This window comes from Neobacillus drentensis, from assembly GCF_036965645.1.
GTDB classification, from domain to species: Bacteria; Bacillota; Bacilli; order Bacillales; family Cytobacillaceae; genus Neobacillus; species Neobacillus drentensis_D.
On the sequence record NZ_JBALPZ010000034.1, the window covers coordinates 42,529 to 58,509 of the forward strand.

Here is a 15,981-nt window from a genome sequence, read left to right on the forward strand (position 1 = left end):
CTGAGCGCCTGGAGCGGAATTCAACAGCCATATTAATAGAGCCATGTTTATAAACACCTTTGCTCCGTCAACGAAAGAATGATTCGAAGGATAATATAGTGGTTTGGAAGTTCTTTAATAGAAATAGATAGAACCTCCTTGAAAAGATTTTTTCAATCATGTGTAGACTTCTGGGTCCATTATTGTTAAGGGGAAAGGGTGTTTAATTTGGAAAAACGAAAATTTTGGAGTTATGAGAATCAATTAGTAACGATATTTTTCTTTTCAATTGGATTTGTATTCTTCGATCGATTAGCGATTAATTATCTTGTTCCATTCATCCAGAAGGATTTTGCTCTAACCAATACCCAAATTGGCTTAATTGGTTCGGCTCTAGCCATCACATGGGCCATTTCTGGACCATTGGGAGGTTATTTGTCCGACAGAGTTAAAAGCCCTAAAATAATTCTGGCTATTTTCATATTTGCTTTTTCTCTCGTGTCGCTATTGCAGGGATTTGCTGCATCTTTTGCTATGGTGCTTGTGCTGCGTTTGCTTATGGGTGTACTTGAAGGCCCGATTACACCTATTACACAATCCATATTGGCAATAGAATCGTCAGAGAAGCGTCGAGGCTTCAACATGGGATTTACGATGAATACCGGTAATGCTGTTTTTGGAAGCTTTCTGGCACCCCTTATCATTGTGGGTTTGGCTAATGCATTTGATTGGCGGACTGCGTTTTATTTGACGATCATCCCAGGCATTGTCTTGGCTATTTTCATTATGAAGTATGTGAAAAATCCGGATAAAGGTGCTGACATAGTCATTTCCCCTGCTGCTTCAAGAGAAAAAGTTGGTTTTAGGGACGTTATGAAACACCGGAACATTTGGTTATCCATCGTCATTTTCAGTTTCTTTATGATTTATGTTATGGCGTTCAACATATTTGGTCCAACCTTTCTTGTTAATTATAAGCACTTGTCTTCGGGTACCATGAGCATCATTATGGCAGCGTTTGGAGCAGGGTTCGCCATCTTCGGCATCGTAGTTCCTGCCATTTCAGATCGGATTGGCCGGAAGCCGACAACACTCATTTTCGGAATTTTATCCATATTTACTCCACTTGCCGTCTTGTATTTGGATAATGTTGGGTTAATCGTTGCACTGGTTTTTCTATTTTCCTCAGGTATGGGTGTAGGAGCTTTAGTGATGTCAGTGATCCCTACTGAATCGGTTCCCCGCCAATATGCTGGAGTGACTGTAGGCTTAACGATTGGGATTGGGGAAATCTTTGGTGGTGTTCTTAACCCGGTATTAAGTGGTATTGCCGCTGATGCTTGGGGTCTTACAGCTCCCCTTGTGATTAGTTCTAGTGCAGCGTTCCTTGCTTTATTTTTCTCGCTGTTTCTTCAAGAAACAGCACCAGTTAGGGTTCAGGTAAACAACGAAATCGAAACGGTAGTTTAAGTTTATTCTTTGTAAGCAAATATTTGAAGTTGTGAGCGAAGATCGGAACATGGACAGGCTGCTGCTTGTCCAGATGTTCCGGTACTTTAGGGATTTAGTTCTATTACTTTGTTAATAGATTTAAGCGGAAAGGGGGCGTGTCATGATTAAGGTTTGCAGCCAGCATGTAACCAAAGGATTAAATTTGTTTCCTGTTCCTCACGTCAAAATATTACCCTCTTATGCAATTCAATCCTGTTATTTTTGTGAGAAAAAAGCGAGTGTTAAATTATATATGCCGTTAGAAAGCCCCTATAAATCAAAGGCTGCAGCCATGTAGGGTATAGTACCTGAACATTGGGGCTGTGTTGAATTTGGGAGGAACCTTTTTTAGCAGGGCCAAACGGATTTTTTTTTACTCTTTTCTGGTAATAATAAATCCTTATTACGAGAATAATTTTTTGATATTTCAAATTATTATCCTAACCTATTAACATTAACTATAAATCGTTACATTTTTAAATATAAAGGAGAGATTAATTAAATGGCACAGTATACAAGACTGGAAGCTAGAGAATGGGCAAAGGAAAACTTACACGGAATGGCAAACGTTGTCATCCCATCCTTTTCTCAAGACTTAACCCGATTAAACGAAAAAGGAATTAGACATGATGTAAGAAGAACCATTGAGTTAGGATTTACGGGAACACTACTTGTGGCAGAAACAGCTACTACTCTAGAAGAATATATCCAATTTACAAAATGGGCAGCAGATGAGGCAAATGGGAAATTAACGATCATTCACCATGCAAGTTTTAATACGCTGGAAGAGAATATTAAAGCGGTTCAAGAGGCCGAAGAAGCCGGTGCTGGACTTGTGCTCCTTTCATACCCAGCAAATTTTTATCCAAAAGACAGTCAGGAAATCTATGAATATACAAAAGCGTTTGCTGAATCTACGAATTTAGGTATTGTTCTTTTTCCCGTACCGCTATGGGGGTTTGAACGCTTGCATCCTGCGGCTATTGATCCAAAAATTATCAGACAGCTTCTTGATGATGTTCCTAATATTGTCGCAATTAAGGCAGAGGGCGGAATGCCTTTAATTGCCGGCTTCACTGAATGCTATCAGCTGTTTAATGATGATGTAATTGTTACAACACCTTTAGAAAAAGATGCATTTGCATTAGGTAACCTAGTTCCAATTCAATGGATGGGTACTAGTAACTATGAAATGTACGGAGATGTATTACCAAAACTATTTAAATTAATGAAAGAAGGGAGATTTGAAGAAGTATATGAACAATATTGGAAATTACAGCCTGCTAGATCTACCATTGGAAAGTTTATGGCTTCTTCAGATGGCGCAGGTTTAGTCAATCGTATGCTTTGGAAGTATGCATCATGGCTGACTGGCTTTAATGGTGGACCATTACGCCAGCCAACCATGAAGGTTAACTCTACTCATATGACTGCTATTCGTCAAGCTCTAATCAAATCAGGAATTGAAGTATCGAACGATGACGATAGTCAATTCTTCATTGGCCGTTATCAAGACTAATAAAGAAAAAACCATGATGCAGGGGTGATTATATGACGTTGATTTTAAGTTTAAAAGATGTTGAGCAGGCAATAAACATGAAAAACATGATTGAGCAAATTGAGAAAGGGCTTGTCGAAGAACAGAATGGCAATGTGAATATGCCGCCGCGAATGAATATGTCTACGAATAACCAAGGTTTTTTTCGATTGATGCCTGCGGTAATGAACGATAGCGGTTATATGGGTTTTAAAGCTTTTTTCAAAAGTGGCCCAGTAGTACGGTATTTGATTGGTATCATTGATCAAAACGAAAATAATTTGGAAGCTATGATGGACTCCTCTTATTTAACGGCAGTTAGAACAGGAGCTACAACTGGATTAGCAACGAAATATTTAGCTGGAGAAAATGCAAAATCAGTGGGTGTAATCGGCTCTGGTCTGGAGGCTCGTACGAATTTGGAGGCCGTTTGTGCAGTAAGAGATATTGAGTACGTTAAAGTGTATAGTCCAACACCTCACCGCAGGGAACTTTTTGCAGTGGAAATGAGCGAAAAGCTTGGTATTAAAGTGGAAGCGGTAGAATCACCGGCATTAGCGGTTGAAGGTGTAGACATTGTTAATGTATGTACAAACACATCTACTAAAGGTAACGGCGTTGCATTTGAAGGTAAATGGATCAGGAAGGGTATGCATGTAAACTCGATTGGATCCACCATGCCTATCATGAGGGAAATCGATACCGACACTTTCGAAATAGCTGATTCCATAGTGATTGATACGAAACATCTGGAATCGGAATCCGGCGATGTGCTAGAAGCCAATAAAAGCGGACAATACGATCCTTCTAAAGTAGTAGAACTGAAAGAACTGGCAGCAGGTCAAAAGGTTCGGACGTATGACGAGCAAATTACCCTTTTCAAATCGGTTGGTACGGCAATTCAAGATATCATGGCGGCACGGGCTGTATATGAGGAAGCAAAGAAGCTAAATGTAGGAACCGATGTAGGAGACTTTTTAGAGGCAAAGATGTTTAATTAATATTCTTAATCTTAAAGGAGGGTAAGACACAATGAGTGGTGTTTCGACAACTCAAAATGGAACTGGTCTTTATATTAACGGTGAATGGCTGGAGACCAATGAAAAGATGAAAGTATATAACAAGTTTACCCAAGAGGTGATTGGTGAGGCTGCCGTAGCTAAGCAGCAAGATGTGGATGCAGCGATTAAAGCGGCAAATGAAGCAATGGCTAATCGACCACTAGCGTCCCATGAAAGATTTGAAATACTGAAACGTACGGCAGAACTAATTTCAAAACATGCAGAAGAGATCGCTCAATTAATCGCGAAAGAAGGGGGAAAACCTTTAAAGGATGCGACTGCTGAGGTCAATCGTTCTGTACAAGTTGTTACGACTGCTGCCGAAGAGGCGAAAAGAATTCATGGTGAAACGGTATCTCTGGATGCTGTTCCAGGTTCCGAAAATCGAATGGGTGTTTATATTCGTGTCCCTGTAGGCGTCATTGCAGCGATTACCCCTTTTAACTTCCCGATGAATTTAGTCGTTCATAAAGTAGCACCTGCTATCGCTGCAGGTTGTGCTGTTGTGCTCAAACCAGCATCCACTACACCACTGAGCGCGATCTATTTATGCAATTTGCTCCAAGAAGCTGGCTTGCCTAAAGGGTATATTAATTTAGTGATTGGCTCAGGCCGTACCGTAGGTGATTATTTGGTTACACATCCTGACAAAAAAATGATTACCTTTACAGGCAGTCCATATGTTGGCTTACGAATTAAGCAAAACAGCGGATTTAACCGCGTTACTTTAGAATTAGGAAACAATTCAGGAAATATCGTTCATTCGGATGCCAACCTAGATTTGGCGGCGGATTTATTAGCGAAAAAAGCATTTGGTTCAGCAGGTCAATTTTGTGTGTCGGTACAAAGGATTTACGTGCATGACAGTGTCATCGATTCTTTTACACAAAAAATGGTGGAAGCTACGAATCAATTAGTCGTAGGAAATCCTTTAGATCCGAATACCGATGTAGGCCCGTTAATTACGTTAGAAGAGGCTAAAAGGGTTGAACAATGGATTCAAGAGGCTGTAAGCGAAGGTGCAGAAGTGCTTACAGGAGGTAGTCGAGATGGAGTGATGGTGCAGCCAACTCTACTAAAAAATGTAAACTCTAGCATGAAAGTGGTCTGCGAAGAGGTATTCGGACCTGTTGCTTCTATTATTCCATACCAAACATTTGATCAAGCCATTGATCTTGTGAACGATTCGGAATATGGTTTGCAAGCAGGCGTCTTTACAAATAATGTGAACTTGGCGTGGAAGGCTGCCAAAAAGATTCAAACTGGCGGCGTCATTATTAATGATACTTCCTCTTATCGCGCAGATATCATGCCATACGGCGGGATCGATAAGAGCGGAGCTGGCAGAGAAGGTCCAAAGTTTGCCGTTGAAGAAATGACGGATATTAGAATGGTTGTTTTTAATGTGCAGGACGAGAAATAGAGTGTTCTAAATATAGATAATCATTGTTGTAAAGGGGCTATTGATGTATGGGCTGGTTAGAGGGAAAGGTAGCATTAATTACCGGAGGGGGTTCAGGCATCGGCAGGGCATTGGTTGAGAGGTTTCTTGATGAAGGTGCCCATGTCGGTGTATTGGAGCGTTCAGATGAAAAAGTAAAGGATTTGCAGGAACAGTTTGGTGAAAAGGTAATCGTAGTCCAAGGGGATGTTACACAGTTCGAGGATAATGAAAGAGCGGTAGCAGAAACGGTCCGGGCATTTGGAAAAATAGATACGTTTATCGGCAATGCCGGAATCTTCGATTACTTTGTGTCATTACCGGATTTACCTAAGGAAAATCTTGATAAATCGTTTGATCAGATTTTTGGTGTAAATGTGAAGGGACCTCTCTACGGTGCTAAAGCGGTTCTGCCTGAATTACTAAAAACAAGAGGGAATATTGTTTTTACAGTTTCTAATGCAGGATTCTATCCTGCAGGCGGAGGACCGCTTTACACGGCATCCAAACATGCTGTAGTAGGTTTGATCCGTGAATTAGCCTATGAACTATCACCTAAAATCCGCGTGAATGGAGTAGCACCCGGTGGTACACTTACAGATTTAAGAGGACCAGAAGCATTAGGACAGGAAAAACAAACGCAATCAAGTGTAGATAATATCGAAGAACTAATGAAATCTACGTCTCCTTTGCATGTAGTTCCTGCTCCTAGAGATCATACAAGTGCCTATGTCATGCTAGCTTCCAACAAGGATTCAATGGCGATTACAGGTGTTATTATTAACAGTGATGGCGGACTTGGTGTACGGGGATTTCATTCCATAGCAGGTGGAGAACACCTTTAAGATTTAACTGCTCAAATAATCATAAACTCATTAGAAAGCCTATTTAGATTATAATTATCTCTAAATAGGCTTTTTCCATTAAGCGACTAAACAAGCCAATTGTAAAGGCACTAGAGCCCACATCAACTTGTCCAGTTTGAACAAACGAGGCTAAGTTGTTAATCTAAGATAAATGGGACGGCTGTATAGTCTATTTTTCTCATTTGTATTGTAAAAAGATTAGCAACAAAAACTTGAAATAGAAAAAATTTTTGATAGTGTAATAAACAGAAGTACTGAGGAGGTTTGCAACGGAATGGATACAAAATCGATGATAATCGACACCGCGACCACTCTTTTCCAGCAGAAGGGATATATAGGTGTAGGACTGACTGAAATTTTAAAAACATGTAAAATTTCAAAGGGTTCGCTCTATCATCATTTTCCGAATGGAAAAGAAGAATTACTTATCGCCTGTCTGAAGTCAATGAGTGAGTCAATTACGACAGACATTGAAGATATTTTCAAACGATATCAAACCACGCAAGAAGCAACATTGGCTATGATTGAAAAATTAATTGAGAACTATAATCGTGAAGGTTCGATTTCTGGATATACCTTTACCAGTATCGTGAGCGAATTGGCAACATTAAGTGACCCGGTCCGAAATGCCTGTTCGTACCTATACATAAAGATGCAAGGAATCTATTCCAAAAAGTTAGTAGAGGATGGTCTTTCAAAAGAAAGCGCTGATTCAATTGCTCTCATGATGACAGCTGCTTTCGAAGGTGGAATTATGCTCTGTCTTACACAAAAATCAAGCCACCCTTTGAAAGTTATTTCACAATTATTACCTCATCTCATGAAGGAATTCCAATAATGGCTGTTTAAAGACAATAAGCCAATACATACAGGTTATTTATTGATAACTTGTATGTATTGGCTTATTTTTGCGGTGAATGGTACCCGTGTAATTAATTCTAATTATTCTTTAAATCCAATGACACGAATCCGTTTATAATCACCAATCCATCTGCCGTCCCTATATAAAACCTCTTTTAAATTGCTTTCCACCTTTGCTATTATGCCTGCTTTTTTGGTTTCAGGAACATCTGTTAACAGGCTGCTGCCAAACATATCAATCCAGTTTTTTATGGCACTATCCCCGTCTAATGGAGTTGGCCTGTCAAAGTGTTGTGCAAAAGTCACTCTAAATCCTGCTTGTTCCATTAAGGACGAGTATTCAGCAATACTCGGGAAAAACCAAGGGAATAGTTCCGAATTGAAAGTTATACCTTCTGCCTCCAATTGATGAATTAATTCATCCGATATAGCCTTAACATTATCTTTGCCTCCAAATTCAGCCACAAATCTTCCACCTTGTCTTAAACAGTTATAAATACAAGTTAATGCTTGCTTTGGCTGTTTGATCCAATGGAGTGCAGCATTTGAAAATACTGCATCAAATTCATGGTGAAATGTTAAATTTGTTGCATCTTGGACAATGAAATGAATGGTAGGGTATTTCTTTTTTGCTTTTTCAATCATTTTTTCAGAACGATCGACACCTGTAATTTCCGAACCATAATCAGATAATTGCTTTGCTAAATCTCCCGTCCCACAGCCAAGGTCAAGGATTTTTTCCCCTTTTTGAGGCGCTAATAATTCAATTAAACTCTCCCCATACAGCGATACAAATGAATGTTTTGAATCGTATAAGTTGGCATTCCATGTGTCCCTTATTTTTTCCATCTTGCAACCGCTCCTTTTTGTAAGAAATTTTAAAAAAACTGTATCTTCCTGTTGATTCGATTATAATGGAGGAGTTAAATAATGGATATTAACGAAAAATAAAGAATTTAATAACAAACTGTTATTGAATAGAGGGACCTAAATGGATATTAAATGGGTAAGAACCTTTATTATTTCTGCAAAATATGAAAATTTCCGGGAAGCATCTGAAGAGCTCTTTCTAACACAGCCTGCTGTCACCAAACATATTAAAAGATTAGAAGAAAGCTTGAACATCCTTTTATTTGAAAGAATAGGGAATAGAGTCACACTTACCCCAGCAGGTCACAAGTTCCTATTCCTTGCGAGGGAGTTAATCGCCAATTATGAACAAGGAATGATGGACTTTGAATCGTGGAAACAAGGGTATAACCGAAAGTTAATTATTGCTGCTGCACCACAAATTGCTTCGTCCTTTTTACCTGCGTTATTACGGCAATTTATAGATGAGCATCCGAATATCGAAGTGATTATAAATGTCCTGAGTTCATTTGAGATAGGCAAGGAAATCAGTGTTGGAAGTGCTGACGTAGGATTAAGCAGAATACTGCCTGTACAAACAAATATTAAAACAGAGACGGTACACACCGAATCTGTCAGACTGGTTGGACCCAATGAGCCTTTTTTAGAGGAACAAACCGTCCTTCAAAAATATAGGCTGATTACCCATAACCATCCTGATTATTGGGACGATCTATTGCCCGAGATTAAGAGCCATTATCCAACTGTAAAAACAATGAAAGTGAATCAAGTGGAAGTAACCAAGCGGTTCATTGAGGCTGGACTTGGCGTTTCCTTCTTACCGCTTACGGTTGTTAAAGAAGAAATCGCTTTGAACAAGCTGGTCGAAATAAAACCAGATAAAATTACTCCACCAACATCCTCTACGCATTTACTTACAAAAGTAGAAACAGAAGAAGTATTAGCTTTTGCTGAGTTTTTAAAAAGTACAATATAAATAGTTACAGAAAAAAAGCACCACAGATGCGGTGCTAATAAATAGGCTAATTGTCTGTTTCGAGATCTGCTGTTAAAGTGGTGCCGGCAGGTCTCTCGCCATTCTGCAAATCAGCAATGCTCAGGCCAAAATTCATTTCTAAATGGGGGTAATCTTTAAATCCTTTCCAATCGCCGCCCCATTCAAAACCCAAAGCTTTTGCCATCTTAACAACCTCAGCCCAGTCGGCTTTTCCATTACCATTTCGATCATATTCCCTATCCCAAACCACATCACCTGATGGGGTCTCTAAAGCAAAATCAATCGCAAGCCCATAATTGTGATAAGATTCTCCTCCTTTGGCATTAGTGACTATATTTCCATCCGTTGTCCGGCCTTGTTCATAAAGTTTATCCTGGTCTTCTGCACTTCGGAAACTATCCGTAATCACTACCACAATCCCCTTTTTTGCCGCCTGCTGAATTAATTGTTCGGTCCGTTCCTTGACAGTCGGATTGAGCTCAGTCGGCATGGAAACGGACTGCTTTTTTGGTGATTCTGTTGAGGGTTTAGAATCAAAATAGAATAGGATGAAGATCAATACAAGAGTTACAGTAAATAATACACTTCCTATCCGTTTTAGCTTCAAAATGAAAAATCCTTTCTAAAAATATTTCTATAAAAAAACAAAATATTGTCGTAGTTTCATATAATTGTATCGACATAAATCTACTATTCCATTCTTTATTATAGCTTAATTAAATATCGAATAAAGTAACTAAAAACGGAATAATGAGGGAATAAACGAAATTTCCGCGGAAATATGTAGAATTTTTTCTATATAAAATTTAATTTCTATGATAGTACTGGCAAGATCTGCAGAGTGAACGGTGGATAGAAATTAATAAAGTACTAAAGGAATGAAGACAGGGATGAAAAGGAGTATAATAGGGGCTAAATTTATAGTAATTATTGAAAAGGGACGTGAATTTGTTGCTTCAATCGGGTGATTCACTTTTTAGACTGCCATCTTTTCGGAACTATTGGGTTTCGAGAATTCTAGCATCAACCTCATTTCAAATGCTGTCCGTCGCCATCGGCTGGCAAATGTATGATTTGACGCATGATGCTTTTAGTTTAGGATTAGTGGGCCTTGCTCAGTTTATTCCGATGGTGCTGCTAACATTTGTAGTAGGTCATGTAGCAGACAACTTTGACCGGCGGAGAATTGTTTTTATTTGCCAAGTTATTGAAGGGATTATAGCTGGACTGCTTCTATATGGAAGTATTGGCCACTGGCTTGGGCGTGGAGAGATACTGGTGGCAGCGGCCATTCTGGGAGCTTGCCGTGCGTTTGAAGGTCCAACTTCTTCAGCGTTATTACCGCAGTTGGTATCAAAAAAGATTCTGCAGCAGGCGATTTCTCTAGCCACTACAGCAGGACAGACGTCTCAAATCTTGGGTCCAATGATTGGCGGTTTGCTTTTTTCATTAGGTGCTTCCTATGTCTATAGTACCGCAGCAGTTGCATTATTTGTTGGTGCCATTCTTACTTATATGATTCGTGCTGAGCATGAATTCGTTCGGAAATCGGAGCCAGTTTCATTACGGTCAATTTTCTCAGGCTTAGAATTTATTTATCGTCACCCGGTCATCCTAGGGACAATCTCGCTTGACCTGTTTGCCGTCCTGCTTGGTGGGGCTACTGCTCTTTTACCGATCTATGCCCAGGATATTTTACATACGGGTCCATGGGGATTGGGATTAATGCGGACTGCGCCAGCTGTAGGTGCGTTATTGGTATCGCTGGTCCTTGCCTATTATCCGCTTAAAAACAATATCGGACTGAAATTGTTTGGAGCACTTGCCGTTTTTGGATTGGCTACGATGCTTTTTGCTCTCTCTGGCAATTTAATCGTTTCGTTGTTCGCGTTACTTCTAATTGGCGGTTCCGATGTGATCAGTGTGGTCATAAGATCTTCACTTGTCCAGCTGCAAACTCCAGATGAGATGCGCGGCCGTGTAAATGCGGTTAATTCGCTGTTTATCGGGACATCCAATCAGCTTGGGGAGTTTGAGTCTGGAACAATGGCCGGTCTGATCGGTACGGTTCCAGCTGCTTTTATTGGAGGGGTTGGAACAATTATTGTTGCCGGTCTATGGATGTATTTGTTCCCTTCATTGAGAAGAATTCGATCTTTGTCGGAGAGTTAATCATGCAAAGAGATTGGGAATCCAATCTCTTTTTTGCTTATTTAAATATATGACGAAAAATGATTATTCCAAATATGAGGAGAATAACCAGCCATGATAGAGGATTTGCCCAGTTCAAGGTCCACCCAAAACCTAAAGCTTTTGGTACAAAGAGATTAGCATCTTCCTTATTATAATACACAAATTTGCCATTCCTTTTTCTGAACTCTTCTATTTCCTTATTTGACCATTTTCTTTTACCCATCTATAATCACACCTTCTTAATAAATGGTCTTTCTTTAAACTCCATTATAGTTAATTTGAAAATTAATAGCTGTTCATTTTTTTTGATAATGGTGTAAGTTATTACATTTCATCTCTTTGGCATAATTTTTTCATAATTAAAAGACCTATCATCTGATGCTCCCATATGGTAGAGTTACCTATAAATATCTAAATAAAGGGTGTTTTCTGATGGGAAAAGGACTTAAAATCGAATCTCCCAAAATCTCAGCCAACTTAAGTAAAGCTAAATTCCATGATCTTTATAATGAAGAAGAACCGCAGTTAATTAACTGTATGGTTACGGGATCTCGGGCAGATGAGGTTGAAATTAATAAACTGATTCTTTCAGAAGTTGTTTTTAAAAATGTAACGTTTCTCAATGCTAAACTCCATAGGATTGATATGACGGATGTTGTTTTTGAAAACTGTGACCTGTCTAATGCCAGATTTAGTGAAGGAATCATCCATCGTGTTTCATTTAGAGACTGCAAATTGATGGGCGTGGACTTCTCAGATGCCAATTTAGGAAATGTAACATTTGAAAACTGTATGGTGAATTTCAGTGAGTTTGTCGATGCAAGTTTAAAACAGGTGGTCTTTCAGCAAAGTATGTTACAGAGTGCGAATTTTTATGATAGCAAGCTTACCAAAGTGAAGTTAACGGAATGTGACTTAAATGATGCGCATTTTGAACAAACATTGTTGAAAGGGATTGACATCAGTACGTGTCGGTTTGAAAGGCTGAATGTGTCAATCGAAAGTCTGGCTGGGTGTGAAGTTTCACGAGAACAGGCAATCGGATTTGCTTCTTTGATAGGGTTAAAAGTGAAACAATAATAGACGGCTTACTTAAACGATGCTTGCTGGATTAGGCATCGTTTTTGTGTGTATTAAATGTAAAAAAGGTATCTGGGTGGTCGGTCCATACCAACATACCACTAAAAAATTTTGAACTCTCGCAATCTTTAGTCTAGAATAATAATAAAAGCGCTTACTTAAAAACGGATCTCATAGAGGATGTGTTAGCGTGACTATTATCGTTTCGGAAGAGAGTTATAGAATTGAAGAGGTTGCCGGTGACCGGAAGATTATCACATCTGCGTCTGTTTTCGGTATCCTCAGGCAGCAGCTTGCCAAAAATATTGGGATTAAGAGAATTAAGGGGTTCTTATTTCATTATGGCTGGGAAATGGGTGTAAAAAATGCTAAAGAAGCGTTACAAACCGAAACCTCGCTCGAATATCTCATCAAGAATGGACCGATCCTTCATATACAAAATGGCCATATAAGAGGGATTAAGCATGAATGTAAATTTGATGTGGATGAGAAGCAAAGGATCAAACATTTTCATTCGTTCGGAACTTGGATAGATTCTTATGAAGCCGAGGAACATTTAAAACGTTTCGGTATATCGAATGCTCCTGTATGTCATACCTTAATCGGTTTTGCGAGCGGTTTTATGACGACCATCTTCGGGGAACCTCTTCTAGCTCGAGAAATTACCTGTGTTGGAAAAGGGGACTCGAAATGCTGCTGGGAGTTGAAGCCAAAAAGAGAATGGGAAACAGAACTTCAAGACGAACATGAGCTGGAATTCTTTAATGAAACACCGATTGTGAAGGAACTAGAGTATACGTATGACCAGCTCCTGGACCAAAAAAATGTTGTCATGCGTTTGGCTAATTTTCAAAACAAGCTGACCGAAGAAATCATCAATGGAACTGACTTGCAGACGTTAGCCGATATGGTATATAAAATGGTCCAGATTCCCATTATTGTGGAGGATACAGCACTTCGTCCAATTACTTATTCAGGACTGACGGAGGAACAATTTTTACTGGTCAAAGCAGATATGGAGTGTTATTCCCATGACAGGAGGCTAGACAAGAATCGACTTTTCCCTTTTAGAAAAAAGATGATCAAAACTGAAATTCAGGAGCGTCTCATCACCCCAATCCTATTACAAAAAGAAGTAATCGGTTATTGCAGCTTTGTTTATGGTCAAATAGAGCATCACCATGAAGAGGATTATTTGTTCTTAGATCGTTTTGCTAATGCAGCCTCTCTCGTTCTACTAAATGAAAAAACAAAGTTTGAAACGTTTGAAAGAATGAAGGGCAGCTTTTTAGAACAAATCTTAGAGGGGAGGCTGCCAAGAAGTGAGATCACCAAGCGAGGGAAATATACAGGCTTAGACCTTGAGCAAAACTTTTATATATCGATAATGGAATATAAGAAAATACAGGGTTCGATTGAAGATGAATTCCTCTTGCAGGAACAAGTCTTTGAAACTACCTTCCGTTATTTTAAGGACAAACAGCATACTCTTTTGGTAGGACAACGGGACGGCAACTTGGTGTTATTGATTTCAAATGAAACAATCGATAAAAAATCGATCTATGATGTGATGCAAGAATATCTTACCTATATGATTGGAAATTATCCTCAAGGTCATTTTAAGATGGGTATCAGCCGTTTAGGTGACGATATACACCAGGCATCTAAATGTTATGAAGAAGCTGCGATTGCCTTACGATTAGCGGTAAAGAAGAAGATTGTTCCCTTTCAATCCTTAGGAATTGTCGGAGTGCTGATAAACTCAAGAAATATTAGCGGGATTAAAATGATTGCTGAGCAAGAACTTGGTATATTGTACAACTTAGAGGATCCAAGAATGCTAGAACTTTTGAAAACCTTATATAGTTTTTTATTAAACGGAGGAAAGCTTGAACAAACGATGAATGATCTATCATTATCAATGAGCGGGCTCAGGCATAGGGTTAGTCGGATAGAAAGCATACTAGAAAAAGATTTACGTGATCCCAACGAAATGCATCAACTACTTTTAATTATAAAATCGTTAATTGCAATAGGAGAAATCAGTTTAGATTAAGAGCCATCCGGCTTAGACCGGATGGCTTTTTCAATTTATTTAGGATGAACAACTTTTGTCTAATAAAATGAAAATGATGAGCAATTGTTGCTCTAGAATGGAGATTTTCAATTTTATACAATATTAACAAGGTTAATATATTAGAAACCTAAGTTGAAGTATAAATGTAAGCGATGTCAAATTTAATTTTTAACGGATAGTAGTCCACAATCACTTTTATTTTAAAAAAACGGAGAGGTGTAAAAGAAATGGCTAGTTTCGTATTAAAAGGGGAAGATGTGACCGTCGAAGAATTAATAGCCGGTGCGGAACGAATTGGAAAATTAGCAGAGCAGGAAGCCTTAGAGGCTGAGAAAAATGCTACGATTTCACAAAATGTGGTGAACCTGATTAAAGAAACACAAATTTCACGGATGATGCTTCCAAAAAAATATGGCGGTCCACAAGCAGATGTGAAAACGTTTGCCAGAGTAGTTCGCAAGGTGGCCAATTATAATATTTCAGCGGCATGGCTGACATATTTATATCCACTCCACAACATGCTTCCAGCCTTTCTACCTGAAAAGGGTGCAGACGAGATTGTCAATCATGGCGGATTAATTGCCGATATCTTTGCTGCCTTAGGTAAAGCAGAACGTGATGGAGATGGTTATCGCATCAGTGGTAAATGGAGTTTTGTAAGTGGCATCAACTACAGTGACTGGGTTGGCGTTGGAGTAATGATTCAGTTCCCTGAAAGTGCGAAACCAGTTTACTGCCTGCCGATGTTAAAAACTTCCGAGGTGGAGGTAATCCGCAATTGGGATACATTTGGCCTTAGAGGATCGGGAAGTAACCAAATTATTGCTGATAATGTATACGTCCCAATGGACCGGATTTTACGTTTGGACCAGGCAGAACTTACTCGAAGACCACCTTTTGAAGAATATGATGTGGACTATCCATTCTATCATGTCCCATTTTTTCCTTCCTTCTATATAGGGTTCGGCTATATGGCACTAGGCGGGGCAGAACGGATGCTTCAGGAATTCAAAGTGCTGACTGAAAAACGAGTACGCTTAATGGATGGAGTAAGAGAAAGTGAGTCACCTAGAAGTCAGCGGGTATTAGCAGAAATGACAACAGATTTTCACATGGCAGAGGCGTTATTGGAAAAATATATTGACCTGCTTGAAAACTATGAAAAAGATGGCTGTAAAACACCGCCTTCTGAATTTTTTGCCATTCGTACAAAAGCGATTAAGCTTTGCACAGATATTGCGGTAAGATCGCTGTTAACTCTAGGAGGAGGCGCCCTTTATAAAGGCGGCCCAATGGAATTATTCTTAAGAGATATCATTGCTGTAGCTACACATAAGACATCATTATATGAAGATGCTGTTGCAGCTTATGGTAAGGATTTGTTCGGTTTTGAAAGTGGAGTTCGGGGATAAGGGGGCTGAAAATTAGCTTTTTGAGAATATTGTTGTAATTTAGCATGTTGATTGGAGCGAATCCGCTTGGAGTGGAAATCAACATTCAAGATTAACAAAGCAAAAATAAAAAAAAA

General features: G+C 39.2%; 15 protein-coding genes. 12 read left to right on the forward strand and 3 right to left on the reverse strand.

What is annotated here, in order from left to right:
- Window positions 1-207 precede the first annotated feature (207 nt).
- From V7266_RS06585 to V7266_RS06615, 7 genes are all read left to right on the forward strand, one after another.
- Window positions 208-1,449: an MFS transporter gene (locus tag V7266_RS06585; RefSeq protein ID WP_335466848.1), complete on the forward strand. Its 1,242-nt coding sequence runs from the start codon at window positions 208-210 to the stop codon at window positions 1,447-1,449.
- A 142-nt stretch (window positions 1,450-1,591) separates the two neighbouring features.
- Complete coding sequence (locus V7266_RS06590) at window positions 1,592-1,768, forward strand: hypothetical protein (protein WP_335466849.1); 177 nt, start codon at window positions 1,592-1,594, stop codon at window positions 1,766-1,768.
- 204 nt (window positions 1,769-1,972) lie between these two features.
- On the forward strand, window positions 1,973-2,989 hold the full coding sequence (locus V7266_RS06595) for a dihydrodipicolinate synthase family protein (protein ID WP_335466851.1): 1,017 nt from the start codon (window positions 1,973-1,975) through the stop codon (window positions 2,987-2,989).
- Window positions 2,990-3,021: 32 nt separating this feature from the next.
- Entirely contained in the window at window positions 3,022-4,008 is a 987-nt protein-coding gene (locus V7266_RS06600) for an ornithine cyclodeaminase family protein (protein WP_335466853.1), read from the forward strand.
- A gap of 31 nt (window positions 4,009-4,039) precedes the next feature.
- On the forward strand, window positions 4,040-5,491 hold the full coding sequence (locus V7266_RS06605; protein WP_335466855.1) for an aldehyde dehydrogenase family protein: 1,452 nt from the start codon (window positions 4,040-4,042) through the stop codon (window positions 5,489-5,491).
- A 47-nt stretch (window positions 5,492-5,538) separates the two neighbouring features.
- Window positions 5,539-6,354, forward strand: coding sequence for a 3-(cis-5,6-dihydroxycyclohexa-1,3-dien-1-yl)propanoate dehydrogenase (gene hcaB / locus V7266_RS06610; RefSeq protein WP_335466857.1), 816 nt, complete (start codon window positions 5,539-5,541; stop codon window positions 6,352-6,354).
- Window positions 6,355-6,649: 295 nt separating this feature from the next.
- Entirely contained in the window at window positions 6,650-7,213 is a 564-nt protein-coding gene (locus V7266_RS06615) for a TetR/AcrR family transcriptional regulator (RefSeq protein ID WP_335466858.1), read from the forward strand.
- A 104-nt stretch (window positions 7,214-7,317) separates the two neighbouring features.
- On the opposite strand, the gene V7266_RS06620 is transcribed toward V7266_RS06615, so the two are convergent.
- Window positions 7,318-8,085 (reverse strand): class I SAM-dependent methyltransferase, encoded by a 768-nt coding sequence (locus V7266_RS06620; protein ID WP_335466860.1) that lies wholly within the window; start codon window positions 8,083-8,085, stop codon window positions 7,318-7,320.
- A gap of 142 nt (window positions 8,086-8,227) precedes the next feature.
- Here V7266_RS06620 and V7266_RS06625 point away from each other — a divergent pair, with 142 nt between their 5' ends.
- Window positions 8,228-9,082: a LysR family transcriptional regulator gene (locus V7266_RS06625; protein ID WP_335466862.1), complete on the forward strand. Its 855-nt coding sequence runs from the start codon at window positions 8,228-8,230 to the stop codon at window positions 9,080-9,082.
- A gap of 46 nt (window positions 9,083-9,128) precedes the next feature.
- Here the strand turns inward: V7266_RS06625 and V7266_RS06630 are convergent, their stop codons facing one another.
- The gene (locus V7266_RS06630) at window positions 9,129-9,710 is read right to left on the reverse strand and encodes a M15 family metallopeptidase (RefSeq protein WP_335466863.1); all 582 of its coding nucleotides are present in this window, start codon (window positions 9,708-9,710) and stop codon (window positions 9,129-9,131) included.
- Between the two features lie 341 nt (window positions 9,711-10,051).
- On the opposite strand from V7266_RS06630, the gene V7266_RS06635 reads away from it, so the two are divergent.
- On the forward strand, window positions 10,052-11,275 hold the full coding sequence (locus V7266_RS06635; RefSeq protein ID WP_335466865.1) for an MFS transporter: 1,224 nt from the start codon (window positions 10,052-10,054) through the stop codon (window positions 11,273-11,275).
- Between the two features lie 37 nt (window positions 11,276-11,312).
- Here the strand turns inward: V7266_RS06635 and V7266_RS06640 are convergent, their stop codons facing one another.
- On the reverse strand, window positions 11,313-11,519 hold the full coding sequence (locus V7266_RS06640; protein ID WP_335466867.1) for a DUF5808 domain-containing protein: 207 nt from the start codon (window positions 11,517-11,519) through the stop codon (window positions 11,313-11,315).
- A 209-nt stretch (window positions 11,520-11,728) separates the two neighbouring features.
- Here V7266_RS06640 and V7266_RS06645 point away from each other — a divergent pair, with 209 nt between their 5' ends.
- From V7266_RS06645 to V7266_RS06655, 3 genes are all read left to right on the forward strand, one after another.
- Window positions 11,729-12,376 carry a pentapeptide repeat-containing protein gene (locus V7266_RS06645; protein WP_335466869.1) on the forward strand — a complete coding sequence of 216 codons (648 nt, stop codon included), beginning with the start codon at window positions 11,729-11,731 and terminating at the stop codon, window positions 12,374-12,376.
- A 190-nt stretch (window positions 12,377-12,566) separates the two neighbouring features.
- Window positions 12,567-14,432 carry a V4R domain-containing protein gene (locus V7266_RS06650; protein WP_335466871.1) on the forward strand — a complete coding sequence of 622 codons (1,866 nt, stop codon included), beginning with the start codon at window positions 12,567-12,569 and terminating at the stop codon, window positions 14,430-14,432.
- A 248-nt stretch (window positions 14,433-14,680) separates the two neighbouring features.
- A complete protein-coding gene (locus tag V7266_RS06655; protein ID WP_335466873.1) occupies window positions 14,681-15,865 on the forward strand; it encodes an acyl-CoA dehydrogenase family protein in 1,185 nt (394 codons plus the stop codon).
- Window positions 15,866-15,981: the final 116 nt, after the last annotated feature.